We start from the raw sequence: 25476 nt of genomic DNA on the forward strand, positions 1-25476 counted from the left end.
TATCAATTCGCCCAAAAAATCTGGATGGCCCAGATTGCATATGCAAGTACAGCAATGATCACTGCTGAAGTCAGTACAAGGCGTAAACCTGAAGCTGAAGGACCCATTTGACGAGTAGTCACATAATCAGTGAATACCTGCCACATGCCGATCCATGCGTGTGCAACAAGAGATAAGACCGCCAATAAAGACATGATCTTCATTGGAACTGTCATCATAAAGCCGTACCATTGTTCAAAGTTGAAACCGCCATTTAGGAGAATCCAACCCAGTACAACAACGGTATAAACAGCTAGAACTACAGCACTGATACGTTGGAGAAACCAATCGCGAGAACCTGAACCTGTTAAACCAGTAGCGCTTTTCATTAGAGTACGATCCATACAAATGCTGCAACAATACCAATTGCAGACAAGATTAATGCGATAGTAGATGCAACACGGCCACTTTCTAGTTCTTCAGCAACACCCATGTCAGCAAGTAAATGCTTAACACCAGCGATGAAGTGAAAAATCAAGCCGGCGACAAATACCCATACAATGAAACGAACAATGAAACCACTCATGATTTCTTGAACTTGCGCAAAACCTTCAGGCGAAGACAATGACTTGTCTAAGAGCCATAGAAGGACCGGTACGAGTAAAAATACGATAACACCTGAAAGACGGTGTAGAATTGATGCAATAGCCACGGGTGATTTTAAGTTTACTTCTAAAACTTGACCCATGGACAAATTGACAGGTCTGTTGCTTTTCACAGCGGGCATCCTGTAAGTAAAAACTCCATCCGGAGTTTGTTGGAATTAATTCGAAGGAAAGCTGGCATTTTTAGGCAAATTCATTACCTAAAATCAAAACGACACTGAATTATAAAACGTCAACTATCAAAATACAAACGGCGGAATTTGGCTTTTTGGAGAAAAAGCCATTAAATAAGAATCATTAACATCAAAAATTTAAATCTCTCTACCCTCCCAGTCCTACTTAATCTTATCTATATGGTTGTTTTTAAAAAATTAATTTGATTAATTTAATCTACTTTCAACCTAAAGACTCATGTGCTCGTTTTAGACTAAAGACGCACAGTTCAAACACAAATATTATTTAAATCTCTTTTTAAATCAGATTAAAATCAATTGCCTATATTCTACAGACCAATTGCCCTCCATAAAAAGCAGATCAATCATGAAGATATCTCGTTGTTAAATAGCCACTTAATATTCATTACGATGGTTTTTTCAATCGATTTAGGCTATTTGGATTCAAAAAATCATTTATTTATTTTTATACCACGCCCTTCTGCTATAAAACTGGCCATTTATTAAGCTATTTTTTAATCAATTAAACAGAACTAAAAATCCAATTAATTGCTTTTATTTATAATTCCGAATGTGACGTTTTGGATGATAAAAACGATGTAAGTTATGAGATTTATATAGTTTTAAGCATATTGGCTTTAACTTCTGACAGCTTTTATCTCGATTTCTTATAAGAAAAAAACGCTTACAAATACCCCAGACAATCTATTTTTTTCTGCACCTAGGCATTAATTTGACTTATTATAGAGGTTTGATGCTGTGATTTTACTGAACTTTTTATACTGAACAGATCTGACTAAATTGCTGTGCGACTGTCATTTTTCATCCATAAGTATAATTGACAAAATTTCAGTACTCACTAATCTTATAGCAAATTTTTGATCCGTCCGTTTTGTGCATTAAAAAATTGATAGGCAAACCGGATATACATTCACCAGGACAGGAGATCTATTGAATGTCTGAAGCAACTGGCAAGAAAGCCGTTTTACAGCTTGATGGCAAAGAAATTGAACTACCAATTTACAGCGGCACATTGGGCCCAGATGTAATCGACGTTAAAGATGTGTTGGCTGCAGGTCACTTTACTTTTGATCCTGGTTTTATGGCGACAGCGGCGTGCGAATCTAAAATCACGTTCATCGACGGTAACAAAGGTGTTCTTTTACACCGTGGCTACCCAATCGACCAGTTAGCGACTAAAGCAGATTACCTGGAAACTTGCTATTTACTGTTAAATGGTGAACTTCCAACTGCTGAACAAAAAGAAGAATTTGACGCTAAAGTACGTAACCATACGATGGTTCACGATCAAGTTAGCCGTTTCTACAATGGTTTCCGTCGTGACGCGCATCCTATGGCGATCATGGTGGGTGTGGTTGGTGCGTTATCTGCGTTCTATCACAACAACCTTGACATTGAAGATGTAAACCACCGTGAAATCACCGCGATTCGTTTAATCGCGAAGATTCCAACACTGGCGGCTTGGAGCTACAAGTACACGATAGGTCAACCGTTCGTTTACCCACGTAACGACTTGAACTATGCTGAAAACTTCCTTCACATGATGTTCGCAACTCCTGCAGACCGTGATTACAAAGTTGATCCAATTCTTGCAAAAGCAATGGACCGTATCTTCACGCTGCATGCTGACCATGAACAAAATGCGTCTACATCTACAGTACGTTTAGCTGGTTCTACCGGTGCGAACCCGTATGCATGTATCGCAGCTGGTATTTCTGCACTTTGGGGCCCTGCTCACGGCGGCGCGAACGAAGCTGTTCTTAAGATGCTGGACGAAATCGGCACTGTAGAAAACGTTGCTGGCTTCATGGAAAAAGTGAAGACCAAAGAAGTTAAACTGATGGGCTTCGGTCACCGCGTTTACAAAAACTTCGATCCACGTGCGAAAGTAATGAAAGAAACTTGCGACGAAGTTCTTGGTGCGCTTGGCATCAATGATCCACAGCTTGCATTGGCTATGGAACTTGAACGTATCGCGCTTTCTGACGAATACTTCATCAAACGTAACCTTTACCCGAACGTAGACTTCTACTCAGGTATCATTCTTAAAGCGATTGGTATCCCAACAGAAATGTTTACTGTGATCTTTGCGCTTGCACGTACTGTTGGCTGGATCAGCCACTGGCTAGAAATGCACAGCGGTCCTTACAAGATCGGTCGTCCTCGTCAGCTTTATACTGGCGAAGTTCAACGCGATATCGCTCGTTAATTCGAACGACGTTGGAAGACAGAAAAACCACCCTTTAGGGTGGTTTTTTATTACTGACAAAATCCTACACTTAGGTTATTTAATATCTTTTAAAATGAATAAATCTAAACCAAATTCATAGATTAAAATTCGAACAGGATTTGTACTTGATGTTGTTTTATGCTGCTCTACCTTTCATTCTGAAGCTTGTCCGTTTTGAACAATTCAAATGTCGCAGCCTAACCCCTGGTGAAATCAGCATCTGCCAACAGGTATTTGGCAACCTGATTGACTATTCAACAGTCAAAGTCATGAACCACCCCTACCTTCCTTGGCAATCCAGACATGTCATTATGGCACCTAGCGGCTATATTCATGCACGCAATTTAAATTATCGAGAAGACTATTCACATGAAAGCTTGGCATATCAGGCATTATTCATTCATGAGATGACGCATATTTATCAATACCAACAGAAGATTAATGTGGTTTTAAAAGGCGCGCTCCTTCAAAGTGCTTATTTTTTAAGCTTGAGAAAATATAATCCTTACAAATATCAATTTAATCCCAACAAATCATTTTCACACTACAATATTGAACAACAAGGTGATATTGCACGAGATATTTTCTTAAAAAGAATCCCGAATATAATTTTAAATCCCTAAATAAGCAGATGATATTTAATTACTTTAATTTGAAGAAAAATCAAAAGCACATATTTTAAAATCCCTTATTCCCGCTTAAGTCTTTACTTCTGTATATGTATACATGTATAAAACATCAGCATATTTTGTAATTTTATATCATTACTTTCCCATTCGATGTCTCTTCTTGCTAAGTCAAGTCTAGCTTATCGATAAAATTTCGATAAAATAAGCCAGTATGATTATTTTACTTCGCACATTAAGATTCAGTAATCATGCGATAAAAAGTTTTTTATTTTAGCCATTTGGCATTTTATGAATATCGAAGTGCACTTAACTGGATAATTAGAATAATAAAAATCAGTAATTTAGTGTATTAACCTATAGGAATAGGATTTAATTGGATGAAAAGTTTTAAAATTGCGATTGCTCAATTCTCTCCACATGTCGGCAATCTGGATGCAAATGCGCAAAGAATGATTGAGTTGGCCAGTCAGGCCAAAGAAGATAAAGCGGATCTGATCATCTTTCCTGAGCTTTCAACACTGGGCTACCCTGCAGAAGATTTATTAATTCGCCCAAGTCTGGTGAAACGTACCAAGGCGGCTTTTGAAAAACTGACTGAAGTAAAAGATATTGTCATGGTCTTTGGTTTTGTCAATCAAACCGAAGATGGTCAGCGTTATAACTCAGCTGCTGTCATGAAAGATGGCGAAGTGCTGGGGATCTATAACAAGCAAGTGCTGCCAAATTATGGGGTATTCGATGAAAAGCGCTATTTTGGCGAAGGTCATCAGCACCTGGTTTTTGAGTATCTCGGACACAAATTTGGCATACTGATCTGTGAAGATGTCTGGTCTTTAGCGACCGTTCAGCAACTGGCTAAATTGAATGTTGACACCGCTTTGGTACTCAATGCCTCTCCATATGAAGTAGGTAAGCCCCAACATCGTATTGAAACCATGGCGGCCTTAGTCAAGCAGCTGAATATCAATCTGGTGTACTGTAACCAAGTTTGTGGACAGGATGATTTGATCTTTGATGGTACCAGCTTTGTGCTGAACAAATCTGGTGAGGTAGCTGTACGGGCCCCCAGCTTTCAGGAAAAACTGGCGATTGCCGAGTATGATGCTGAAAAGCTTCAATTCAAGACAGGTAGCATCACTCCTGCCTTAGACACCATGGCTGAGATTTATCAAAGCCTGGTCATGGCAACACGTGATTATGTACAGCGCTCCGGCTTTCCTGGTGTAATTCTAGGGCTGTCTGGCGGTATTGACTCTGCCCTGACTCTGGCAATTGCCGTAGATGCACTTGGTGCAGATAAAGTTCAAGCTGTGATGATGCCTTATACTTATACCGCACAAATCAGTGTGGAAGATGCAGCTGCTCAGGCCAAAAATATGGGCGTGACTTTCGGTATTGCCGAAATCAATCCAGTGGTAAACGGCTTTATGCAGGTGCTGTTCCCATTCTTTGGTAATGCTCCAGTCGATGCGACCGAGGAAAACCTGCAAGCACGCTCGCGTGGTACTTTATTGATGGCTCTGTCCAACAAATTTGGTAACCTGGTGCTGGCAACTGGCAATAAATCCGAAATTTCTGTAGGTTATTGCACCCTGTATGGCGACATGGTGGGTGGTTATGCTGTTCTGAAAGACGTGTATAAAACTATTGTGTTCGAATTGGCGAAATACCGTAACAGCATTTCAGAAACGCCAGTAATTCCAGAACGTGTCATTACACGTCCGCCTTCAGCAGAATTGCGCCCAGATCAGGTCGACCAAGACTCTTTACCTGCCTACGACATTCTGGATGCGATCTTGTATTCTTATATTGAAGAAGATATGAGTCAGGACGATATTATTGCTAAAGGCTTTGATGCTGAAGTGGTGAAGAAAGTGATTCGTCTGGTTGATACCAATGAATACAAGCGTCGCCAAGGAGCAATTGGTCCGCGTATCAGTTCACGGTCTTTTGGTCGTGAACGCCGCTATCCACTCGTCAATGGCTGGAAAGCAGGAAACTAAGTCTGTTTCGATGAGATAAATTAAAATCGTTCCAGCGAGTGCTGGGACGATTTTTTATGCCGTACTAAAGATTCAAGATCATATCTCACATCAAATAAAACTGATATGTTGAGAACATGTGCAAAATTAGTAGATACTTCAAGTATTATTTATGATTTTCTTTGCAATGCTTTTCTATAGACAAAAAAAGAGACCAAGCTGAGAGCTTGGTCTTTAAAAATGGTGGCTATGACGAGACTTGAACTTGTGACCCCCGCATTATGAGTGCGGTGCTCTAACCAACTGAGCTACATAGCCGTAAACTGTGTGCGCATTATCGTAATTTAAGCGTGTATCGTCAAGCATTTTAGAACACAAATGTTCAGACTTTATGCAAATACCCAATAAACTTTTAAAATATAAACAATAAAGCTTTTTTAGTAGGTAATTCACGTATTCATAACACTATTTATTGCTTATAGGATTCATCAAATGCATAAAATCAAAATACTTATTTCAGTAACTGGACTTTCATGTCTCAGTGCCTGTCAGATCATTTCCCCGATTTTTGTAGATTACAATGGCGTCAGACGCGATGTCGCACAGTGGATTAACCAGCAGCAACTGATGAGCATGCAGCAGAAACGTTCTTTGGCACAACTCAGCAGAGCACAGCAGAAAATCAAACGCTATCCGGAATATGAGCAAACTCAACGACTGGAAGTGACCCGAGAAAATCAGATCGCCTTACATTGTGCACGTTTGTATGTGACAGAACATAAAATCCGGCAGCTGCAGCAGCAAATTTATGCAGATGAAACCCAAACCATTTTAAATCGCTATGAACAGCTGTCACCGCAAATAAAACTAGACCCCGCCTCTATTCAATGTGACTGACCGCAATTTTGGGTAAGCTGATTTTTTACATATAAATGATTCACTTAGATTCCATCAATAATCCGATTAAAGCACTGTTAGCAGATGCTTTACTCTTCAATCTATTAGATCTTATACCTATGTATTTACTTGGTTTTATTTTTATAAAATACAGGCTATGATCAAAGTATAAACAATTATTCGTATTCCAGTTCAACGCGTCACAATTTATAACTCTTACTTCTTCTCAGGAGAATTCTAATGCCTTTTGAACATATTTTAGTACCCATCGACGGTTCAGAAACATCTTATGCTGCAGTAGATAAAGCAGTAGAAATTGCCAAAGCATTCAACAGTAAAGTAACAGTCGTTCAGGTGCTGGCACTGGATCCTTATATCGCTGCAGAATATATCTCTGCGGCACAGACCAATGACCTGATTGAACGTGCCCGCACTTCAATCTTAAAAACCTTGGATGAAGCCAAAGCAAAATTCTCTGCGTCAGGTATTGAAGTGGATACACAGCTGCTTGAAGGTCAAGTGATTCACAGTGAGATTCTGGCAGCCGCAAAAGATTTAAATGCTGATCTGATTGTAATCGGTTCCCATGGCCGTACTGGCTTCAAAAAACTGTTCCTTGGTAGCGTAGCGCAAAGTATTCTTGGACAGGCGGACATTCCAGTCATGGTGATTCGCAAGTAAATAATCTTATAAATTTCCATTTATACAGACCTCCACTTCTCAAAAAGTGGGGGTTTTATATTTCAATCTGACCATTCCATTGATAGCGTTTTAAATCCACACGCTCACCTCTTAGAACAACTCCTTCCTGCATGAGTTTTTGCTGCTGGATATTGTGGCCATGTTGATCCAGTTGCTTCAGACTGATTTTCGCCTGAGCATTGATGACCCGATACCCGGGAATATCGCTATCAGGTTCTAAATGGCTTAATACTCGTCCGACCAAGCGTGCATGTTTAGGCAAACCTGCCAGTCTGGCAATCTGTCCATAAGTAGCGACTTTGGCATACGGAATCTGATTCACCACAGCCAAAATCATCTCTGCCATTTCCTGACTGGCTGAAGTTGTTTTGATCACTGGCATGTTTTAATAACCCGTTTAAATGAAAATATACCTGTCTCCTTACAAAACTCTCTGAGAATGATCAAGCCTGCTTATACTGATTTAGGCTTGTTCGATTCTTTGCCTAAACAAAAAACCCCATAGTATTTTGATATCATTGATCTTATATTTAGAAGTTGTCCGGGTTTTCTAACCGTTTGACTTCCTGAACCTTATCTGGATGATGCACCGTAGCGACGCCATCTTCATCTTTTTGATCAATCATGATATCAGGCTGAAAGACGGTGATGGTTTCATTTCCTTTGGTATCTTCCCCGACAATATAGCGAAAGCCCTTACGGTTCAGCTTGTGGCACATGCGTTGATACCAGCCTTTGAAGCCCTCAGTTTCTTCATTGGGATTATAGTAAAAGGCATTCATCACTGCAGGTAAGCCCAAGCCACATACCACACCAGACAATAGCACCACAATAAAGGTATAGCCCACCAGAATACTGCTATAGGCTTCCAGTTGTGGAACATTGGCTACAGCTAAAATGAGTGCCAGGGAAATCCCGCCCCGTACTCCGCCCCAAGACAGGATGGTTAAACTACCGTTATAGCTTTTCTTGCTGACTTTTGGAAACATGGCAAAGGCCAGATAGTTGGCTGCAAAACGGGCCAGATGTAGGATCACAAAAGCCACCATTCCGCCCAGAACCAGGCTGGTACTCAAGTCTAGAATAAACAATTCCAGACCAATCAGGGTAAACAGGAATGAATTAATAATTCCTTCAACGGTATGCCAGAAATGATTAACATCACCGATTTCAGCATCAGCCAGGATTTCTTTCCATTTATTACCGACAATCAATCCACCAATTACACAAGCAATTGGCGCTGAAGCATGGGCCAGTAATGCCACCAGATATGAACCGCAGGCCAGCAAGGCTGTGGTCAGAATAAGCGATTCCATTTCATGTTTGCCGCGCAGAATCCGCAAGATTCCAAAACCAAATCCCAGACCGATCAGCACTGCCACCACAATCTCATAAAGCAGGGTTTGCAGCACCCCCAAGACTGTAAAGTTTTCACCTTGCAGAACATTGAGCAAGGTCATAAATAGGGCGATACACATCGCATCATTAAATAGTGATTCGCCTTCCAGCTTGACAATCAGATGATGCGGTGCGCGAACCGAACTCAATACCCCTTTAATACCGATCGGGTCTGTGGCACCCAAAGCCGCACCGAGCAACAGTAAAACCAGCAGGTCGACATGCTTACCAATCAGGAATTGATAACCATATAAGGCCACACCAAAGAATACCGCACAAAACACCAAAGCCAGGCCCGCCAGAATACTGATGGGCCGCCAGTGGTTACGCAAATCCGAGACCTTAAACTTCAGTGCAGATGAGGTCAGAATAAAACAGATTACGCCATTGATCAGAAAATCATAAAAATCCACATGACGAACAGCCTGCTCGATATTGTCAATATTGATGCTAAAGAATGGATTGCCATGCAGTAAACTGGCACCCCACTGCAAAATAAAAACAAAAATTGCCGAGACAATCGGAACACCGATCGCTTGTGGAAAGCCCAACACACGCTTATTAAACATGGTTGTGGCAATGGACAAGGCAAAGACGACTGTGAGTAGCTGAAGAAAAAAGAAATTTCCCATTCGGTTTCCTAAAATCGGGCGAGATGGAGCACTATGCGCAGAGCGGCGTTGTTAAAATAGAGGTTTGAATAGCAGCGTATTCTGACAAAACAAGTTTAATCCTCTTTTTATCGAATTGAGTTAAGTTTCTTTTCAGTATTTCCGAATGATGATTTAACATACAGATCAGCACTTGGCTTTTGCTTTCCTCACCTTTCTATTTTGAATTTTTCTCCCATGCATCAAACTGTCAAAATCATTTTCCGCCTCTGTTTTGCAAGTGTGATTTTTCTGGTCACATTGTCCTTATGTTTTACCAGCTTCGCTAAAATTCAGGAAATTCTGCAAGCAGAACAGCATTATCAGCAGGCAACCAGCATTCCCTTGAAAAGTACCGCTAGCGAACAGTATGTTCTGGTATCTAATAACCAGCGACCGGACAATGCTATTTTCATTCTGATAGCGGGAAATGGGTATGTGGCCAAAATCAACTGTGAGCATTACAGCACTTTATGCAGCGATGATTATAATCAATCGCATACCCGCCAAATCCAGAGCATTGACCTCATTAAAGCAGGAAACCTGTTTTATATTGAAAAAATCCAGTTTAGAGACAGCCGGACCGGTAAAGAAACTACCCTTAAATATTCCAAACAGGATATTCAGCAGTTTTATCAGAATGACATCAGCAACCTGAAATATACGGTCTTTGCAATTACCCTGTTTGCTTTGGCTGCGTTATTTGTCAGTATCAAAATATTAAGAAATTTCCGACATTTTCTGTATAAATAAAAAAAGGAGCCTAAAGCTCCTTTTTTATAAGCAAATGAGCTAAATATTTTGATTAAAGGTATCGCAATTCGCAATCTGACCGGATTGCAAGCCAGTATTAAACCAATGTACTCGCTGTGCGCTGCTGCCATGAGTAAAGCTGTCCGGTACCACCTGTCCGCGCGCACGTTTCTGTAAATAGTCATCACCAATTTTATGTGCAGCATCCATGGCTTCCTGCACATCACCCTGTTCTAGAAACTGGGTTCGCTGATGATTATGGTAGGCCCAGACTCCGGCCAGACAGTCTGCCTGTAATTCCTGACGTACTGAAAGCTGGTTACTCTGTACTTCACTTGCCTGCTGGCGTGCCTGTTGTACCTGGGAAGAAATACCTAAAATCGTCTGGATATGATGACCCACTTCATGGGCCACAACATAGGCCAAGGCAAAGTCTCCAGCCTGATCATTGCGCGAGAGTTCGGTGGCATTCTGTTCTCCGCTAATGCCCATCTGGGTACGCATATCTTTAAAGAATGCAGTATCAATATAGACTTTCTGGTCTGCCGGACAATAGAAAGGGCCCATCGCCGCCTGAGCCGTACCACAACCCGAATTCACGATGCCATTAAACAGCACCAGTTTCGGAGGAACATACTGCTGGTTTAACTGCTGCTGGAAAACCTGATTCCAGGTATCTTCAGTATCCGCCAATACGGTTCCGACAAACTCAATCGATTCCTGCTGCTCCGGGGTGGGATTTTCCAGTCCACGGGTTTCTGTTGCACCCGAGATACCCTGAGTTACCTGTTTGGTAGTTTGATAGGTTTGTTGTGGATCAACGCCAAAAAACTTCCAGGCCACAAAGGCAACAATTAATCCGATAATACTGATTCCGCCTGCTTTGGCACCGCCACCGCGACGGTCTTCTACATTGCTACTGACACGACGACCTTTCCAACGCATAGCCTTTTCCTTCTTTTAATCTGCTCAATTTCCAGATATTTCTGCATCTTAAGCTTTTGATGATTTAGGCCAAATCTTTTGGATCATTGCGACTACAAGCAATACCACGAGGCCCGCAACAAAACCAATGACCAGATTAATTAAAGTGGGAGTAACCGCACCAATAATATTTCCAACATTGGGAATATGCTGTATATGATCAACAGAATCTTCAGTTAAATGATGAAACCACGGAATAGTATGGGCAATAATCCCACCGCCCACCAAAAACATGGCAAGTGTTCCCACAATGGTCAGTGTTTTCATTAATTTTGGAGCGAAAGCCAGCAAGCCACGTCCAATGCTCTGCTTGAAACTCGAGGCCTGCTCAGTAAGATACAGTCCCAGATCATCAATTTTGACAATCATGGCTACAAATCCATACACACCAACGGTCATTACAATAGCAATCAGTGAAAGTACCATGACTTTAGTACCAAAAGCTGCTGTTGCTACTGTGCCTAATGAAATCACCACAATTTCAGCCGACAGAATAAAATCTGTCCGGATTGCACCTTTAATTTTTTCTTTTTCAAATTGAGCTAAATCGGTTTCAATTGTATTGAATTCGATTTCAGCTGCTTCTTCAGTTTTCACTTTTTTATGCTTCAGGCTATGCAGTACTTTTTCCACCCCTTCATAACACAGAAACAAGCCACCAATCATCAGCAGAGGATTGATAAGCCATGGAGCGACGACACTAATCAGTAAGGCTAGAGGAACAAGAATCAGCTTGTTAACAAAAGATCCTTTGGCGACTCCCCACACGACAGGCAGTTCACGCTCGGAGCGTACACCACTGACTTGCTGGGCATTCAATGCCAGATCATCACCGAGGACGCCTGCTGTTTTTTTTGCTGCCATTTTGCTCATGACAGCGACATCATCCAGAACAGTAGCAATATCATCTAATAATAGTAATAAACTGCTCGCCATACTTATTATCCTTATCGTATTTCAGCTTATTTTAATCAAAATTCTTAAAAATATTGTATTCACTTGTTTAATTTATAAGATTTTTTTACTACAGCTTTTTTTCTGGCTGACAATCAAAAACAGAATGCCGTACAATGTTGCCATTCGTTAAAATACAGCTGTAGTACTGACTACCCTTTGGAATAGATAATGAGTAATCAAGATAATCGTCCAGTGATCTTGACGGGCGACCGTCCTACCGGACAACTCCACCTCGGCCACTTTGTGGGTTCATTACGTTCTCGTGTAGGTCTGCAAGATTCCCATCATCAACACTTGTTACTTGCGGATGCTCAAGCCTTAACCGATAACGCGGACAATTTTGAAAAGGTCCGCCGTAACATTATTGAAGTGGCAACGGATTATCTGGCTGTGGGTATTGACCCGACTAAAACCACAATTTGTGTTCAGTCTTGCCTTCCTGCACTGAATGAATTGACCATGCTTTACCTCAACTTCGTGACAGTTTCACGTCTTGAGCGCAACCCGACCATCAAGTCTGAAATCCAGATGCGTGGTTTCGAACGTGATATTCCAGCTGGCTTCTTGTGCTATCCAGTGGCTCAGGCTGCTGACATCACAGCCTTCAAGGCCACTGTGGTTCCTGTGGGTGAAGATCAGATTCCAATGATCGAACAGACCAACGAAATTGTACGTCGTTTAAACCGTCAAATTGGTCATGACCTGTTACCAGAATGTAAGGCACTTCTTTCCAATGTTGGGCGCCTGCCTGGTTTCGATGGTAAAGCAAAAATGTCGAAATCTTTGGGTAATACCATTGTGCTGGATGCGACAGATAAAGATATCAAGAAAGCGGTAAACGCCATGTATACCGATCCGAATCATCTGCGCATTGAAGATCCGGGGCAGGTAGAAGGCAATGTAGTATTTACTTATCTAGATGCTTTTGATCCAAATAAAGAAGAGCTGGAAGAACTCAAAGCCCATTATCGTCGTGGCGGTTTAGGTGATGGTACGGTAAAAAAACGTCTGGAAGGCATTCTTAAAGAATTGATTGGTCCAATTCGTGAGCGTCGTATTGAACTGGCTAAAGATCCAGACTACATCATGGACATTCTGAAAACCGGAACTGATAAATGTCGCGATATTACCCAAGCAACACTGGATGAAGTTAAATCTGGTCTCGGCGTATTCCATTTTTAAATATAAAAAATTGCTTTTAAAAGCTCTTCTGATGAAGAGCTTTTTTATTTAAGCTGAAAATGCGCAGTAATAATGCAAATATCCCCACATAATCTCCATAGTTTTAACCTTATTTAACATGTATTAACATGAATACTGATGAGTCATATGAGAATGCATCCTATTATGATCATATTCAGTAAGGAATCAGATTTAACTCTCTCCACAGTTAATGAAGTAGTTTGAAAGACGTTCCTTTTTCTACGCAATGACAACCCCAATCATTGCGTTTTTTTTGTCTTGAATTTAGTAAACCTATAAAAATAAAAAAGCCTACTCAGTCGCAGGACTTTTCAGTATCTAAAATTAGTATTTAAACAGCCCTTTCTCTAAAGGAATTTCGATTCCAAGTGAGGCTCCCCCATCTTGGCCATTCACCTCGGAATTACTCACCCAGACATTGAATTTGAGTGGCATGTCGGGACGGATATAATGCGACCAGTTCAAATCCAATGCTTTAATCTCATCATTAAAAGCAAAAGCAGCATTATTAACAGCAGCACGTTCTGATTGATTCACCTCAGCCAAAAGTATACGACCTGATAAGCGGTTCATAAAATCAATACGAATATCCCCACCCACGGAAATCATCTGCGCATCTCCCCCCAGAGCATGTGCCAGAGGATAACCATGCTGATAAAAACCATCTGTATAATTCGTATGATTATAAGAAATCCCTTGAACCTTGCCATTAGTCCGCGTATCTGCCCATTCTGCATAAACTTGGTATGGCATATTTTTCAAACTAGCAGAATAGTCGATTCCAGCCAAATACATTTTTTTTGCAGGTAAGCGGCCAGCCTCGTCCTCTCCCACATATTGAGCATATAGACCTACCGGAATTTGGGTAAGAGAAAATAAATTTAACCGCGCATCGAAGCCGGCAATCTGGTTAGACGGGTCAGGTTCACCTGTACCCCCATTATCTTTACTGCCTACAAAAGCATCCCATAGCGAACTTAAACTTTCAGGTCGACCCTCACCACCCCACTGAATCGCACGCGAGGCACCGAGCTCTAAATAAGGTAAAGGCTGTGCTGTAACACGCAAACCAATCAATTTGGCGTCTGGAACTGCGTAATAGTCATCGAGTTGACCTGCAAAAGCCTGATACTGCCACGACCCAATCCAAGATAACCATTTATTTTCAAATGCTGTCTGTTCTGCACGTTGAACTGTAAAGCCATAGACCGGACGACTAGCATCACCACGAATCAAGCTACCATCATGGCCTGGGCCCCAGTAAGTTGGAATCTGCCCACCAATCAGCCATTGATTCCAAAGTTTCCCTGCTAGATAAGAGCCTTCAAGATTTACATTCTGATCATTATCAATTTATGGATCTTTTTCAGCATTCACCCTGATTTTAGCATCCCAATTCGTACTGCCAGCATTAAACTCTAAAGCTGCCTGATATTGTGCTTTTTGCTGATCCCCGAAAGCCTGTGGAATATCTTTTTGATCGGTTTCTGCAAATAAACCCAATTTTAGCTGTTGATTATCTGCCTTTAGTTTAGCCAGAACTGAATCGATCACACGCTGCTGCACAGTATTGCTGATCTGCGCATTTGATAAGGCTCGTTAAATTTCATCCCCACTCAGCGGCCAGGTTGAGGTACTGATTTGAATAACCCCTTGCTGGTTTAACCAGTTCAGGTCAGTACGCAAATTTGCATCATTTAGAACCAGACCCTGAGCAAAAGCAGGAAAAGTAAATGTACTCAGCAATATTTTTAATAATTTTTTTTTAAATAACATAAACTAATTTTTCATTATTATTTTTATTCTACCCTAGTCATGTTCATATTAATTTTCAATAACTAAATTGTTTATTTTTTAATCATTTTTCAAATATTTCTATAAAAAAATAACCCACACGATGGTGGGTTATTTTGTATTCAGCACTTAAGCATTTTTATGACGCATATGCGGAAACAGGATCACATCACGGATACTTGCTGCATTGGCAAAAATCATCACCAGACGGTCAATACCGATACCCTCACCTGCAGTTGGAGGAAGACCGTATTCTAGTGCTTCGACAAAGTCTGCATCGTAATGCATGGCTTCATCATCACCAGCATCTTTTTCAGCAACCTGTGCCTGGAAACGTTCAGCCTGATCGATTGGATCATTTAACTCCGAGAAGCCATTGGCCAGTTCACGACCGCCGATGAAGAATTCAAAACGGTCAGTAATGTGCGGATTATGATCATTACGGCGCGCCAATGGAGAGGTTTCCGCTGGATATTCAGTAATGAACGTCGGCTGACGCAATTTGGTTTCTACGGTTTCTTCAAATACCATCGTTTGCAGTTTGCCCAGACCAAAACCTGGCTTCACCTGCTCTTTCAATTCTTCCTGAAGGAATTTTGCCAGGAACTCACGGTCATTGACATTTTCAGGAGTAAATTGTGGGTTATTTTCAAGAATCGCATCAAACATTGAAATTTTCTTGAATGGACCTTTGAAGCTATACACTTCATCACCATAAGGCACGTCAGTGGTGCCCAAGATATCAATCGCCAGACGCTCCAGCATTTGCTCGGTCAATTCCATCAAGTCTTTGTAATCTGCATAAGCCTGATAGAATTCAATCATGGTGAATTCAGGGTTATGACGGGTAGAAACACCTTCGTTACGGAAGTTACGGTTAATTTCAAACACACGTTCAAAACCACCGACTACCAAACGTTTTAAATAAAGCTCTGGCGCAATACGCAAGAACAATGGCATATCTAATGCATTATGATGTGTTTCGAAAGGACGCGCAGATGCACCGCCTGGAATCACATGCATCATTGGCGTTTCAACTTCCATATAGCGTTTTTCAGTCAGGAAGGCACGGATACCTGCCACAACTTTGGCACGAATTTCAAAAGTCTTACGCGTTTCTTCATTGACGATTAGATCAAGATAACGTTTACGATACTTTACTTCAGTATCGTTCAGGCCATGGAACTTGTCTGGAAGCGGACGCAATGATTTGGTCAATAATTCAAAATGCTCGATATGTACATACAGATCGCCTTTACCCGAACGACCGATATAACCTTCCACTGCGATGATATCGCCTAGGTCCAGACCTTTAATGGTAGCAAGTACATCTTCTGGGAGTTCTTTACGCGCCACATAAAGCTGAATACGACCGGTCATGTCCTGGATCACGATAAATGAACCACGGTTCAACATCACACGACCGGCAACTTTAACGTAGACTTTTTCGCCTGCTTCAATTTCTTCTTTAGATTTATCAGCGAACTGGTCTTGTAAATCCTGGGCATAATGCTCACGCTTAAAGGTATTCGGCCATGGGCTCTTACCTGTTTCTTGTGCCTGAGCTTCGATTTGCTTTAACTTGGCATGACGCTGTGCAATTAAATCGTTTTCGGAAATGATTTGTTCAGAAGTCGATTGAGCGTTAGTTTGCGTCATCTCTGCCTCGAATAAGATTAGTTAAAAAATAGAAGTTGCATAGAATAGCAGAAATCGTTCCCAAATCGTAGCGCAAACCCTTCCACGAACCGGCTTTTCTTTGGAAATATCTACTATCCCCTTCTTTTTGCAATTCAGTTGCATCCATCTGCCACCCTGTTAAATTTCTTTTGCCCAATTTTTTGCAGCATTCGGCTGCTCTCAACTACGATTAAAGTCCAAAGCAAAGAGGTTTTACATAAAATTATTGGAATGTGAAACGGCGGCTTAGACCAATAGCTAACTGTCTTGTACAGCTAGACGTTCTACAATGATGTTCAGATTGAAGAAGGCATGCCCATCCACAAATAAGCAATATGGCATGTCTCATAAAAATGAGTAATAAACTATGTCTAAGATTTTGTTTTTACATGGCTTAGATTCCTCGAAAGAATCCACCAAGTTCCATGCCATCGATATAGCCCCTAAATACTGTATCGATGTCGATTACCGAAATCTGAGCTATAGTTCGGTTGCCGAGTTTTATCACGAGACGATTGAAACCATCAAACCGGATATTCTGGTCGGACACAGTCTGGGCGGCTATTGGGCATTGAAAATGTCCCATGCCCATCAGATTCCATGCGTCATTGCAAATCCCAGTCTGCAACCCAATTTTCGTGATGACTATCCTGCAATTTGCGACAGTGATTTGCAGCACGATATTCCGCAAATGGCTTATCTGGAATTAGGCGATGAAATTCTGGATATGCATGCTGTACAAGCTCAGCTGGAAGATTATATGCAGATTCATGCTATTGATGGCGGACATCATCGTCTGGAGCACCCGGAACAGGTGAACGAGCTGATTCAGGAAATCGAATATCATTTTATCCGACAATAAAAAAGCCCCAATGTCCGGGGCTTCTTTATATGCTTTAAGCTTAGGCTACTGCAGCTTCAGGCTGGGATTTATCATCCAGTACTGACCAGATCTCCATGCCTAATTCCATATGCAGGTCAGGAAGATCAAGGAAGATACTTGCACCTAGAACTTCATGCTGGCATTTTTGAGCCAGTTCATGAACCGCTTTTAGAGTTCCACCAGTTGCCAGAACGTCATCCACAATAATTACTTTTTGGGATTGAACTTCCGCAGACATTTCTAAACGATCCAGACCATATTCCAGGCTATAACCAACACCGACCACTGGAGGTGGTAATTTCCCTGCTTTACGAACCAGCAATAAGCCTTTACCTGTACGTTGCGCTAACAAACTTGCCAAGACAAAACCACGTGCTTCAACCGCAATAAAGCTTTCTACTTCTGCCAATTTGTCAGCAGGAATGCTAGCAATCAAGGCATCAGTCAATGGACCAATATTGCTCATGAAAAGTGGTGTCAAATCATAGAAGCAAATTCCAGGTTTTGGAAAATCTTGGACCGTACGAATGTGAGACCACAAAGAAGTAGACAAATTGCTCATGGGAGATCTTAAAAAAGAAAAGGAATATAAGAATTTTAAACTTATTTGAGGTACGTGGACAAGCCAAGCTGTATAATAAAAACCCGTTACTTAATAACAACTATTTGATTTTATTTAATTCATTTATTTTAAAAAATATTTAATCCAGACTTTAGCTATTTTAAATTACCTGAAAAGGAGAATTTTTACTGCAAGACTTTGGTCGGTCACACCAGAAAACTGTAATTTTTATTCATAATCAGATTGGTGTCTTCAACCGCCTACAGCAGTAAAGCAGATGAAAGTAGTTTTCTGATAAATAAGGAATGCGAGCTCTATTCTGCTGCTAATTTCGCTGATTAAGCTTTTATTCACTTTACTTTCTGAACAGAACTGCGTAAAAATTTAGCCAAATATGTTCACTGTTAAAAAGTTATATTCTTTTAGAGTCTTGCTATTTTATGGATTTTAAGCTGACGCCTAGAATTGCTTAGTTTTGGAGAGTTACATGAGAAAGTTTCAATGCATCGTATGCGGATGGATTTATGATGAGGCAGAAGGCTGGCCTCAAGACGGAATCGTAGCAGGAACCAAGTGGGAAGATATTCCGGATGACTGGACCTGTCCAGATTGTGGCGTGTCTAAAGTCGATTTCGAGATGATCGAAGTCTAATGACGCCCAGTTAAAGGCCATATCTATATGGTCTTTTTTTATGCCTTTCTATCATTTATACAGCATGGAGCTCTACCATATGGAAACAACTATGCATCCTATCGTCATTATTGGTTCAGGTATGGCGGGTTATGCCGTAGCACGTGAATTTCGCAAGCTGAATCCAGAGCATGAACTGCTAATGATTTGTGCCGATGATGCAGTCAATTATGCTAAACCGACGCTTTCCAATGCTCTGGCCGGTAATAAAGCACCTGAACAGATTCCACTGGGCGATGCAGCTAAAATGTCAGCACAGCTGAATATGCACATTGAACAGCACACCTGGGTCAAAGCGATTCATCCGGAAGATCATCAGCTGATTCTTGAAAAAGATGGTCAGGAAAGCACGCAACCTTATAGCAAACTGGTCTTGGCAGTCGGTGCCAATCCGGTACGTCTGGCCATTGCCGGGGACGCTAGCGATGATATTCATGTCGTCAACAATTTAAATGACTATAAAGCTTTCCGTAATAATCTGGCGGCACGTGAAGATAAGCGTGTGGTGATTTTAGGTGCCGGCCTGATTGGCTGTGAATTTGCCAACGACCTGCAAAATACCGATCATCAGGTTACAGTCATTGATTTGGCACCGCAGCCGCTTGGCCGTTTATTGCCGGAATATGTTGCCACAGCATTCCAGAAAAATCTTGAAGAAACCGGCATCCACTTTGTCTTGGGCACCACGGTCGAAAAAGTTTCTCGAGCCAATAACGGTGATTATCTGGTCACGCTGGCCAATGGCCAGTCTCTGGTCGCAGATGTGGTGTTGTCTGCGGTAGGCTTACAGCCAAATATTTCTTTGGCAAAACAGGCAGACATCCATACCAGTCGCGGAGTTTTAACCACAGCACAACTGGAAACCAGTCAGGCCGATATTTATGCTGTAGGTGACTGTGCAGAAGTCAATGGAATCTTACTGCCTTATGTCATGCCAATCATGCAACAAGCTCGTGCTCTGGCAAAAACCTTGAACGGTGAACACACTGCCGTACATTATCCGGCTATGCCTGTGGCAGTTAAAACGCCTGCTGCACCTTTAACAGTATTGCCTGCACCCGTCGATGTTGATGTCATCTGGGAAACTGAAGAGTTTGACGATGGCATGCTGGCTAAAGCAATTGATACCCATGGAACCTTACGCGGTTTCGTGCTTTTGGGTGCCACTGCAGCCAAACAGCGTCTGGCCTTGACCAAGCAGGTTCCTGACTTGATTCCTGCGGCAGTTTAGAGGTTTAATAGCAAGGATATTTTTTAAACAAAATATCCTTTTATCAGGACAGCGACCATGTACAGCTTAGAACAGCTTAATCTTTCCCCTTATACCCCGTTCATGCATGAAACTAAGGTCGATCTTGGTAATGGGATCCAGCTACATGTCGAGGTTGGCGGCAATCCGGAACATCCTACCATTTTGCTGATTATGGGTCTGGGTGGGCAAATGCTATACTGGCCGGATTTTTTTTGTAAATCCCTGATTGATAAAGGTTATCATATTGTACGTTTTGATAATCGTGATATTGGGCTGTCTTCAAAAATCCATCATAAAGGCCCACGTCTGAACACCCTGAAAATGATGAGCCGTTTTGTGCTAGGTCTGGGCAATCAGGGTGCACCTTATGATCTGTATGATATGGCGGAAGATGTCAGTCTGCTGATTGAAAAAATGCAGTTGGGGCAGGTCTATGTGCTGGGTGCCTCAATGGGCGGCATGATTGCGCAGATTCTGGCAGCCCGCTATCCGGACAAAGTTAAAAAACTGGGGTTATTATTTACCAGCAATAACCAGCCGCTGTTACCACCACCCTTTCCCAAGCAGCTCTTTAGTTTAATTGACAAACCATCTTCAACAGATGAAGATGGTATTGTCGACCATAGCTTGAAACTGTTTAAGATCATTGGCTCACCAGGTTATGTCAATCATCTGGAGGCAGTGCAGACCGCACGCAAATTATATAAGCGAAGTTACTATCCTGCCGGTATACTTCAGCAGTTTTTAGCAATATTATGTACAGGCTCATTGCTGCAACTGGACAAGCAAATCAAACAAGATACCTTGGTGATCCATGGTTCTCGAGATCGATTGCTACCTCCTAGCCATGGCAAGGCCGTTGCGAAAGCAATTTCAGGGGCTAAATTTGAATTAATTGATGGAATGGGGCATGATATCCCACCGCATTTTATTCCATATCTTAGCGAATTATTTGCTGATCATTTTAAATCATAAACATTAGGACACTATGGCTGCATTACCATCCCTAAGACAGCTGTCATACCTCGTAACACTGTCAGAGACGCTGCATTTTACAGAAGCTGCTCGCCGCTCGTTTGTCACCCAGTCTACCTTGTCTGGCGGCATCATGGAGCTGGAGCGTTTACTCGGTGGCGTACTTGTTGAACGCGACCGTCAGAATGTTCGTTTAACGCCTCTTGGTGAACAAGTGGTTGCTCGCGCACGTGTTCTACTGGCCGATGCTCAGGATCTAATGCGTTTAAGTCGTGAGATGAGTGAACCCTTAACTGGTGATTTACATCTCGGAATCATTCCAACGATCGCTCCTTTCCTGTTGTCCCAGCTGCTAGACGAAGTGCATAAACAGTTACCAAAAATTCAGTTACATCTACATGAAGCACAAAGTGAAAAGATTGTAGAAAAGCTAGAACACGGTAATCTGGATATGGTCGCCCTGGCATTGCCTTTCGACACCCGTGGTCTGAAAGTCGCTGAAATTGCCAAAGAGAATCTGTATCTGGTTTATCAAAAATCTGATCAGCATGCGGCACAAGCCAATTCTCTGGCAGATCTGGACCTGTCTCGCCTGATGTTACTTGAAGAAGGTCATTGCCTGCGTGATCATGCTTTAAGTGCCTGCCCGATTGGTGAGCGTAAAAATGATCATCGGCTAAAAGCCAGCTCACTGCCGACTTTAATCGAAATGGTTTCAGCCAATCTTGGTTTTACCCTGTTGCCTGAAATTGCGATCCATACCAATATGGTAAAAGCTAATCCTGAGATTCAGGTAAAAGCCATCGAGTCAGCCCCAAGTCGTACCCTGGCATTGGTAACCCGTAAAAGCACTCCGCTACAAAGCGAGTTTGATGTGTTGTTACAGATTTTCCAGAAGATTACCCGTCACGACGGCGCTTAATCCCAGTATGATAAAAAGGAGCAACAAGTGTGCTCCTTTTTTTATATCCTAAAACTCATACTCCAACTCAAATAAAGCCAGCAAGGCCTCAGGTTGAACATGAGTAAAAATATTCCGAGATAGAAGATAAGCAGTCTAAAATAAATATCAGATCATTTCATTTACTGCACCTGCACCTATTCTGCAGCACAGTTAAATCCTCTTTTCAGAATGAAAAAGAGGCTGAAGATTCAGCCTCTGGAAATACCTAAACCTATTTAAACAGCTCTAGCAAAACACGTTGTGCATTATGCGGCTTTTCACCTTCTTGCGGATGTGCTCGCACCCAGGTTCCATCACCTTGCAATAACCAGGCTTGCTGGTTATCTTTCAGGTAATTAAAAAGACCCTGCTGATAGATACGTTTTTTCAAGCCTTCATCTTCTATCGGGAAACAGGCTTCGACCCGGTTAAACAGGTTACGATCCATCCAGTCGGCACTTGAACAGTAAATCCGTGCATTGCCATTATTGCTGAAATAATACACACGGGTATGCTCCAGGAAACGCCCGACAATTGAACGTACCCGAATATTTTCAGACAGGCCCGGTAATCCCGGACGCAAACTGCAAATCGAACGGATAATCAGGTCAATCTGCACCCCGGCCTGAGAGGCCTCATAAAGTTTATTAATCAATTGCATTTCGGTCAGGGCATTGACTTTGACGATGATCTGCGCCGGCTTACCTGCCTGGGCAAAGGCAATTTCATTATCGATATAGTTCAGTAACTGGGCATGCAAGGTAAACGGCGCATGTAGCAGCTTTTTCAGCTTGGCCATTTTCCCCATACCGGTCAGTTCCTGGAAAATCCGATGCACATCTTCACACAGGTCTTTGTCCGTAGTTAACAGCCCATAGTCGATGCACCGGACTTTGATAAATCGACACGTGGCTTAAAACAAGGACGTATTGCCAACTACCGGGGCTTTATTTTTGTAAGCCTGGACACCACAGCCAACGATACCCTTGAAGACTTTCTGGGCGACGCCAAAGTCTTTCTAGATTTAATGGTAGAGCAATCCCCTACCGGTGAACTTGAAGTCCTGCCAGGTAAATCAAGCTATACCTTTGCAGGCAACTGGAAACTGCAAAATGAAAATGGCTTAGATGGCTATCATGTCAGCACCGTACATTACAATTATGTCTCTACAGTTCAGCACCGTCAGCAAGTCAATGCAGCCAAAGGCAATGATCTGGATACACTCGACTACAGTAAATTAGGTGCAGGCGATGCACAGACTGATGATGGCTGGTTTAGCTTTAAAAATGGTCATAGTGTACTGTTCAGTGATATGCCCAACCCGACAGTTCGCCCGGGTTACAGTACCGTCATGCCGTACTTGGTAGAAAAATATGGTGAAAAACGCGCTGAATGGGCCATGCATCGTCTACGCAATTTAAATCTCTATCCAAGCCTGTTCTTTATGGATCAAATCAGCTCGCAACTGCGTATTGTGCGTCCTGTTGCCTGGAACAAAACTGAAGTCATCAGTCAATGTATTGGCGTCAAAGGTGAATCGGCTGAAGCACGTCGTAATCGTATTCGCCAGTTTGAAGATTTTTTTAATGTCTCAGGACTCGGTACTCCAGATGATTTGGTTGAATTCCGTGAACAACAACGTGGCTTCCAGGCACGTTTAGAACGTTGGAGTGATATCTCTCGTGGACACCATACTTGGTGCTATACCCAGAACCATAATGCCAAAGCCCTAGATATTCATCCGGTGATGATTGGTACTGAATTTACCCATGAGGGACTGTATGTCAATCAGCATGGCCATTGGAAACAACTCATGCTGCAAGGTTTAAATCAAAGTGTATTAAAAATGGCAGATGAGGATTCAATGGTCGCAACAGGCGAAGCATGCACCAAAGAATCATGTTCTGTGGAGGAGGTTTAAGTCATGTCTATGGAATTACAATTTGCAGTCAGCCAATTCTTATACCGGAAAGCAGCGCTTTGTGACGCGTATGACTGGGATGCTTACCTCGATCTTTATGATGAAGACAGTGAGTATCATATTCCCCAATGGATCAATGAGCATGAATATGTCCAAGATCCAAACCAAGGCTTGTCTTATATTTATTATGAAGACCGATCCGGCTTAGAAGATCGTGTATTCCGCATCCGTACCGGAAAGGCAGCTTCAGCCACGCCTTTACCGCGTACATTGCATAGCATTAATAACATTCAAGTCGAAGAACGTGAAGATGGTCTTCTTGAAGTAAAGGTGAATTGGAATACATTCTATAATCGTCAGGGCCTAGAAGGTTGCTTCTATGGTTTAGCCACTTATGTCTTGCGTCGTACTGAAGATGGTGATTTTCGTATTCGTCGTCAGCATGCTTTATTACTGAATGACAAAATCGATTCTGTACTCGATTTCTATCACGTATAAGGAGCTGAGTATGGGACATTCTGCGGCACTCAATTTTTCCGATGGCAAAACATTTTTCATTGATGTACAAAATCATGAACTCCTGCTTGACGCCGCAGTGCGTCAAGGGATTACCCTGCCTTTAGACTGTCGTGAAGGGGTTTGTGCAACCTGTCAGGGCCGATGTGATTCCGGTCAATATGAGCAAGACTATGTCGATGAAGATGCACTGACTGAACAGGACTTGGAAGATCGTAAAATCTTGGCCTGCCAGACACGTCTGAAATCGAATGCCACGTTTTATTTCGATCATGCTTCCACCTTCTGTCAGGCAGGTGAAGCATTAAAAGTTCAGGCAACAGTGACTGCACTAGATTGGGTATCTGATGAAACGGTTATTTTAAAATTAGATGCCAGCCAATATTCACAGCCCATTCAGTTTTTGGCAGGACAATATGCCCGGATCTATGTTCCTGAAACAGGTGAATACCGGGCCTATTCTTTTGCACATGCGCCTACTGCAGATAATCAACTGCAATTTTTAATTCGTTACCTGCCTGATGGTTTAATGGGACAATTTTTAAAATCACACTGCCAAGTTGGCCATACTTTAGAACTTGAAGTGCCATTTGGCAGCTTTTATTTAAGAGAATCCGAGTCAGACCAGACCCTTTACTTTATTGCAGGTGGTACAGGGCTTTCCGCTTTTCTAGCGATGCTCGATCAGATGCTACCGAGTAATCAAGCGATTCATCTATATTATGCGGTGCGTCATGAGGTACATCTTTGTGAACAAGAACGTATTGCTTCCTATAAGGCAAAATTTCCAAACCTGCTTTACCAGCCGGTAATTTCCCGACCAACTGATAGTTGGCAAGGTTTACAAGGTTATGTACAGGATCATTTAGTACCCGAACAGTTAAAAGACAATCACTTTAATATGTATGTCTGTGGTCCACCTGCCTTAGTTGAAGCATTGAAGTCACATTTAGCTGAACATCAAATTGAAAACTGTCATTTTTATAGTGAGAAATTTATTGCCGCTGCAAGTCAATTGGATGTGGCATAGAATTTA

The 25476-nt window shown here is 42.0% G+C and carries 22 protein-coding genes, 1 tRNA gene and 3 pseudogenes; 15 read left to right on the forward strand and 11 right to left on the reverse strand.

The window, feature by feature from the left end; genetic code table 11:
- Nucleotides 1–2: 2 nt before the first annotated feature.
- Both sdhD and sdhC read right to left on the reverse strand, forming a co-directional pair.
- On the reverse strand, nucleotides 3–368 hold the full coding sequence (gene sdhD, locus AY607_RS01080) for a succinate dehydrogenase, hydrophobic membrane anchor protein (protein WP_064095638.1): 366 nt from the start codon (nucleotides 366–368) through the stop codon (nucleotides 3–5).
- Complete coding sequence (gene sdhC, locus AY607_RS01085) at nucleotides 368–766, reverse strand: succinate dehydrogenase, cytochrome b556 subunit (RefSeq protein WP_081406340.1); 399 nt, start codon at nucleotides 764–766, stop codon at nucleotides 368–370. Before sdhC ends, sdhD begins: the two co-directional genes overlap by 1 nt.
- A gap of 1006 nt (nucleotides 767–1772) precedes the next feature.
- Between sdhC and gltA the strand changes: the two genes are divergently transcribed.
- From gltA to AY607_RS01100, 3 genes are all read left to right on the forward strand, one after another.
- On the forward strand, nucleotides 1773–3047 hold the full coding sequence (gene gltA / locus AY607_RS01090) for a citrate synthase (protein WP_064095640.1): 1275 nt from the start codon (nucleotides 1773–1775) through the stop codon (nucleotides 3045–3047).
- Between the two features lie 149 nt (nucleotides 3048–3196).
- Entirely contained in the window at nucleotides 3197–3691 is a 495-nt protein-coding gene (locus tag AY607_RS01095; RefSeq protein ID WP_064101486.1) for a hypothetical protein, read from the forward strand.
- A 383-nt stretch (nucleotides 3692–4074) separates the two neighbouring features.
- Nucleotides 4075–5700 carry an NAD+ synthase gene (locus AY607_RS01100; protein ID WP_064101487.1) on the forward strand — a complete coding sequence of 542 codons (1626 nt, stop codon included), beginning with the start codon at nucleotides 4075–4077 and terminating at the stop codon, nucleotides 5698–5700.
- A gap of 220 nt (nucleotides 5701–5920) precedes the next feature.
- Here AY607_RS01100 and AY607_RS01105 read toward each other — a convergent pair.
- Nucleotides 5921–5997 (reverse strand) — tRNA-Met (locus AY607_RS01105).
- Nucleotides 5998–6171: 174 nt separating this feature from the next.
- On the opposite strand from AY607_RS01105, the gene AY607_RS01110 reads away from it, so the two are divergent.
- Complete coding sequence (locus AY607_RS01110; protein ID WP_064101488.1) at nucleotides 6172–6576, forward strand: hypothetical protein; 405 nt, start codon at nucleotides 6172–6174, stop codon at nucleotides 6574–6576.
- A gap of 240 nt (nucleotides 6577–6816) precedes the next feature.
- Nucleotides 6817–7257: a universal stress protein gene (locus tag AY607_RS01115; protein WP_064101489.1), complete on the forward strand. Its 441-nt coding sequence runs from the start codon at nucleotides 6817–6819 to the stop codon at nucleotides 7255–7257.
- Nucleotides 7258–7312: 55 nt separating this feature from the next.
- Here the strand turns inward: AY607_RS01115 and AY607_RS01120 are convergent, their stop codons facing one another.
- Complete coding sequence (locus tag AY607_RS01120) at nucleotides 7313–7615, reverse strand: MGMT family protein (RefSeq protein ID WP_064101562.1); 303 nt, start codon at nucleotides 7613–7615, stop codon at nucleotides 7313–7315.
- Between the two features lie 193 nt (nucleotides 7616–7808).
- Entirely contained in the window at nucleotides 7809–9308 is a 1500-nt protein-coding gene (locus AY607_RS01125; protein WP_064101490.1) for a cation:proton antiporter, read from the reverse strand.
- Nucleotides 9309–9524: 216 nt separating this feature from the next.
- Here AY607_RS01125 and AY607_RS01130 point away from each other — a divergent pair, with 216 nt between their 5' ends.
- Nucleotides 9525–10079, forward strand: coding sequence for a hypothetical protein (locus tag AY607_RS01130; RefSeq protein ID WP_064101491.1), 555 nt, complete (start codon nucleotides 9525–9527; stop codon nucleotides 10077–10079).
- A 39-nt stretch (nucleotides 10080–10118) separates the two neighbouring features.
- Here the strand turns inward: AY607_RS01130 and AY607_RS01135 are convergent, their stop codons facing one another.
- Entirely contained in the window at nucleotides 10119–11024 is a 906-nt protein-coding gene (locus tag AY607_RS01135; protein WP_064101492.1) for a neutral zinc metallopeptidase, read from the reverse strand.
- 48 nt (nucleotides 11025–11072) lie between these two features.
- Complete coding sequence (locus AY607_RS01140) at nucleotides 11073–11999, reverse strand: DUF808 domain-containing protein (protein ID WP_064101493.1); 927 nt, start codon at nucleotides 11997–11999, stop codon at nucleotides 11073–11075.
- A 189-nt stretch (nucleotides 12000–12188) separates the two neighbouring features.
- Between AY607_RS01140 and trpS the strand changes: the two genes are divergently transcribed.
- The gene (gene trpS / locus AY607_RS01145; protein WP_064095663.1) at nucleotides 12189–13202 is read left to right on the forward strand and encodes a tryptophan--tRNA ligase; all 1014 of its coding nucleotides are present in this window, start codon (nucleotides 12189–12191) and stop codon (nucleotides 13200–13202) included.
- A gap of 345 nt (nucleotides 13203–13547) precedes the next feature.
- On the opposite strand, the pseudogene AY607_RS01150 reads toward trpS, so the two are convergent.
- Both AY607_RS01150 and lysS read right to left on the reverse strand, forming a co-directional pair.
- Nucleotides 13548–14999, reverse strand: a pseudogene (locus AY607_RS01150) (capsule assembly Wzi family protein).
- A gap of 147 nt (nucleotides 15000–15146) precedes the next feature.
- On the reverse strand, nucleotides 15147–16676 hold the full coding sequence (gene lysS / locus AY607_RS01155; RefSeq protein WP_064095664.1) for a lysine--tRNA ligase: 1530 nt from the start codon (nucleotides 16674–16676) through the stop codon (nucleotides 15147–15149).
- Between the two features lie 388 nt (nucleotides 16677–17064).
- Between lysS and AY607_RS01160 the strand changes: the two genes are divergently transcribed.
- A complete protein-coding gene (locus AY607_RS01160; protein ID WP_064095665.1) occupies nucleotides 17065–17559 on the forward strand; it encodes a YqiA/YcfP family alpha/beta fold hydrolase in 495 nt (164 codons plus the stop codon).
- A gap of 40 nt (nucleotides 17560–17599) precedes the next feature.
- On the opposite strand, the gene AY607_RS01165 is transcribed toward AY607_RS01160, so the two are convergent.
- Entirely contained in the window at nucleotides 17600–18142 is a 543-nt protein-coding gene (locus AY607_RS01165) for an adenine phosphoribosyltransferase (protein WP_064095666.1), read from the reverse strand.
- A 487-nt stretch (nucleotides 18143–18629) separates the two neighbouring features.
- Between AY607_RS01165 and rubA the strand changes: the two genes are divergently transcribed.
- The 4 genes from rubA to oxyR all read left to right on the forward strand — a co-directional run bounded on the left by rubA (nucleotide 18630) and on the right by oxyR (nucleotide 21982).
- Entirely contained in the window at nucleotides 18630–18794 is a 165-nt protein-coding gene (gene rubA / locus AY607_RS01170; protein WP_004279415.1) for a rubredoxin RubA, read from the forward strand.
- Between the two features lie 91 nt (nucleotides 18795–18885).
- Complete coding sequence (rubB, locus tag AY607_RS01175; protein ID WP_064095667.1) at nucleotides 18886–20064, forward strand: rubredoxin reductase RubB; 1179 nt, start codon at nucleotides 18886–18888, stop codon at nucleotides 20062–20064.
- Between the two features lie 57 nt (nucleotides 20065–20121).
- Nucleotides 20122–21060: an esterase EstB gene (gene estB, locus AY607_RS01180; protein ID WP_064101494.1), complete on the forward strand. Its 939-nt coding sequence runs from the start codon at nucleotides 20122–20124 to the stop codon at nucleotides 21058–21060.
- A gap of 13 nt (nucleotides 21061–21073) precedes the next feature.
- Nucleotides 21074–21982, forward strand: a complete 909-nt coding sequence (gene oxyR / locus AY607_RS01185; RefSeq protein ID WP_064095669.1) for a LysR family transcriptional regulator OxyR — start codon at nucleotides 21074–21076, stop codon at nucleotides 21980–21982.
- Between the two features lie 253 nt (nucleotides 21983–22235).
- Here the strand turns inward: oxyR and AY607_RS01190 are convergent.
- A pseudogene (locus tag AY607_RS01190) lies at nucleotides 22236–22883 on the reverse strand (RNA degradosome polyphosphate kinase); the annotation flags it as partial.
- A 9-nt stretch (nucleotides 22884–22892) separates the two neighbouring features.
- Between AY607_RS01190 and AY607_RS01195 the strand changes: the two are divergent.
- From AY607_RS01195 to antC, 3 genes and pseudogenes are all read left to right on the forward strand, one after another.
- Nucleotides 22893–23924, forward strand: a pseudogene (locus AY607_RS01195) (SRPBCC family protein); the annotation flags it as partial.
- A gap of 3 nt (nucleotides 23925–23927) precedes the next feature.
- Nucleotides 23928–24422, forward strand: coding sequence for an anthranilate 1,2-dioxygenase small subunit (antB, locus tag AY607_RS01200; RefSeq protein WP_064101496.1), 495 nt, complete (start codon nucleotides 23928–23930; stop codon nucleotides 24420–24422).
- Nucleotides 24423–24432: 10 nt separating this feature from the next.
- Nucleotides 24433–25470, forward strand: coding sequence for an anthranilate 1,2-dioxygenase electron transfer component AntC (gene antC / locus AY607_RS01205; protein ID WP_064101497.1), 1038 nt, complete (start codon nucleotides 24433–24435; stop codon nucleotides 25468–25470).
- The last annotated feature ends 6 nt before the right edge of the window (nucleotides 25471–25476 follow it).

Origin of the sequence: Acinetobacter sp. SFA (assembly GCF_001647535.1) — a bacterium.
GTDB lineage: Bacteria > Pseudomonadota > Gammaproteobacteria > Pseudomonadales > Moraxellaceae > Acinetobacter > Acinetobacter pecorum.

Excerpts from the sequence above, each read along its gene's own strand:
- gltA (WP_064095640.1), top strand. The coding sequence starts at position 1,773 with ATGTCTGAAGCAACTGGCAAGAAAGCCGTTTTACAGCTTGATGGCAAA.
- antB (WP_064101496.1), top strand. The coding sequence starts at position 23,928 with ATGTCTATGGAATTACAATTTGCAGTCAGCCAATTCTTATACCGGAAA.
- AY607_RS01160 (WP_064095665.1), top strand. The coding sequence starts at position 17,065 with ATGTCTAAGATTTTGTTTTTACATGGCTTAGATTCCTCGAAAGAATCC.
- sdhD (WP_064095638.1), bottom strand. The coding sequence starts at position 368 with ATGAAAAGCGCTACTGGTTTAACAGGTTCAGGTTCTCGCGATTGGTTT.
- AY607_RS01120 (WP_064101562.1), bottom strand. The coding sequence starts at position 7,615 with ATGATTTTGGCTGTGGTGAATCAGATTCCGTATGCCAAAGTCGCTACT.
- estB (WP_064101494.1), top strand. The coding sequence starts at position 20,122 with ATGTACAGCTTAGAACAGCTTAATCTTTCCCCTTATACCCCGTTCATG.
- lysS (WP_064095664.1), bottom strand. The coding sequence starts at position 16,676 with ATGACGCAAACTAACGCTCAATCGACTTCTGAACAAATCATTTCCGAA.
- sdhC (WP_081406340.1), bottom strand. The coding sequence starts at position 766 with ATGCCCGCTGTGAAAAGCAACAGACCTGTCAATTTGTCCATGGGTCAA.
- AY607_RS01095 (WP_064101486.1), top strand. The coding sequence starts at position 3,197 with ATGTTGTTTTATGCTGCTCTACCTTTCATTCTGAAGCTTGTCCGTTTT.
- AY607_RS01100 (WP_064101487.1), top strand. The coding sequence starts at position 4,075 with ATGAAAAGTTTTAAAATTGCGATTGCTCAATTCTCTCCACATGTCGGC.
- oxyR (WP_064095669.1), top strand. The coding sequence starts at position 21,074 with ATGGCTGCATTACCATCCCTAAGACAGCTGTCATACCTCGTAACACTG.
- AY607_RS01140 (WP_064101493.1), bottom strand. The coding sequence starts at position 11,999 with ATGGCGAGCAGTTTATTACTATTATTAGATGATATTGCTACTGTTCTG.
- AY607_RS01110 (WP_064101488.1), top strand. The coding sequence starts at position 6,172 with ATGCATAAAATCAAAATACTTATTTCAGTAACTGGACTTTCATGTCTC.
- AY607_RS01115 (WP_064101489.1), top strand. The coding sequence starts at position 6,817 with ATGCCTTTTGAACATATTTTAGTACCCATCGACGGTTCAGAAACATCT.
- antC (WP_064101497.1), top strand. The coding sequence starts at position 24,433 with ATGGGACATTCTGCGGCACTCAATTTTTCCGATGGCAAAACATTTTTC.
- rubB (WP_064095667.1), top strand. The coding sequence starts at position 18,886 with ATGCATCCTATCGTCATTATTGGTTCAGGTATGGCGGGTTATGCCGTA.
- AY607_RS01165 (WP_064095666.1), bottom strand. The coding sequence starts at position 18,142 with ATGAGCAATTTGTCTACTTCTTTGTGGTCTCACATTCGTACGGTCCAA.
- trpS (WP_064095663.1), top strand. The coding sequence starts at position 12,189 with ATGAGTAATCAAGATAATCGTCCAGTGATCTTGACGGGCGACCGTCCT.
- AY607_RS01130 (WP_064101491.1), top strand. The coding sequence starts at position 9,525 with ATGCATCAAACTGTCAAAATCATTTTCCGCCTCTGTTTTGCAAGTGTG.
- AY607_RS01135 (WP_064101492.1), bottom strand. The coding sequence starts at position 11,024 with ATGCGTTGGAAAGGTCGTCGTGTCAGTAGCAATGTAGAAGACCGTCGC.
- AY607_RS01125 (WP_064101490.1), bottom strand. The coding sequence starts at position 9,308 with ATGGGAAATTTCTTTTTTCTTCAGCTACTCACAGTCGTCTTTGCCTTG.
- rubA (WP_004279415.1), top strand. The coding sequence starts at position 18,630 with ATGAGAAAGTTTCAATGCATCGTATGCGGATGGATTTATGATGAGGCA.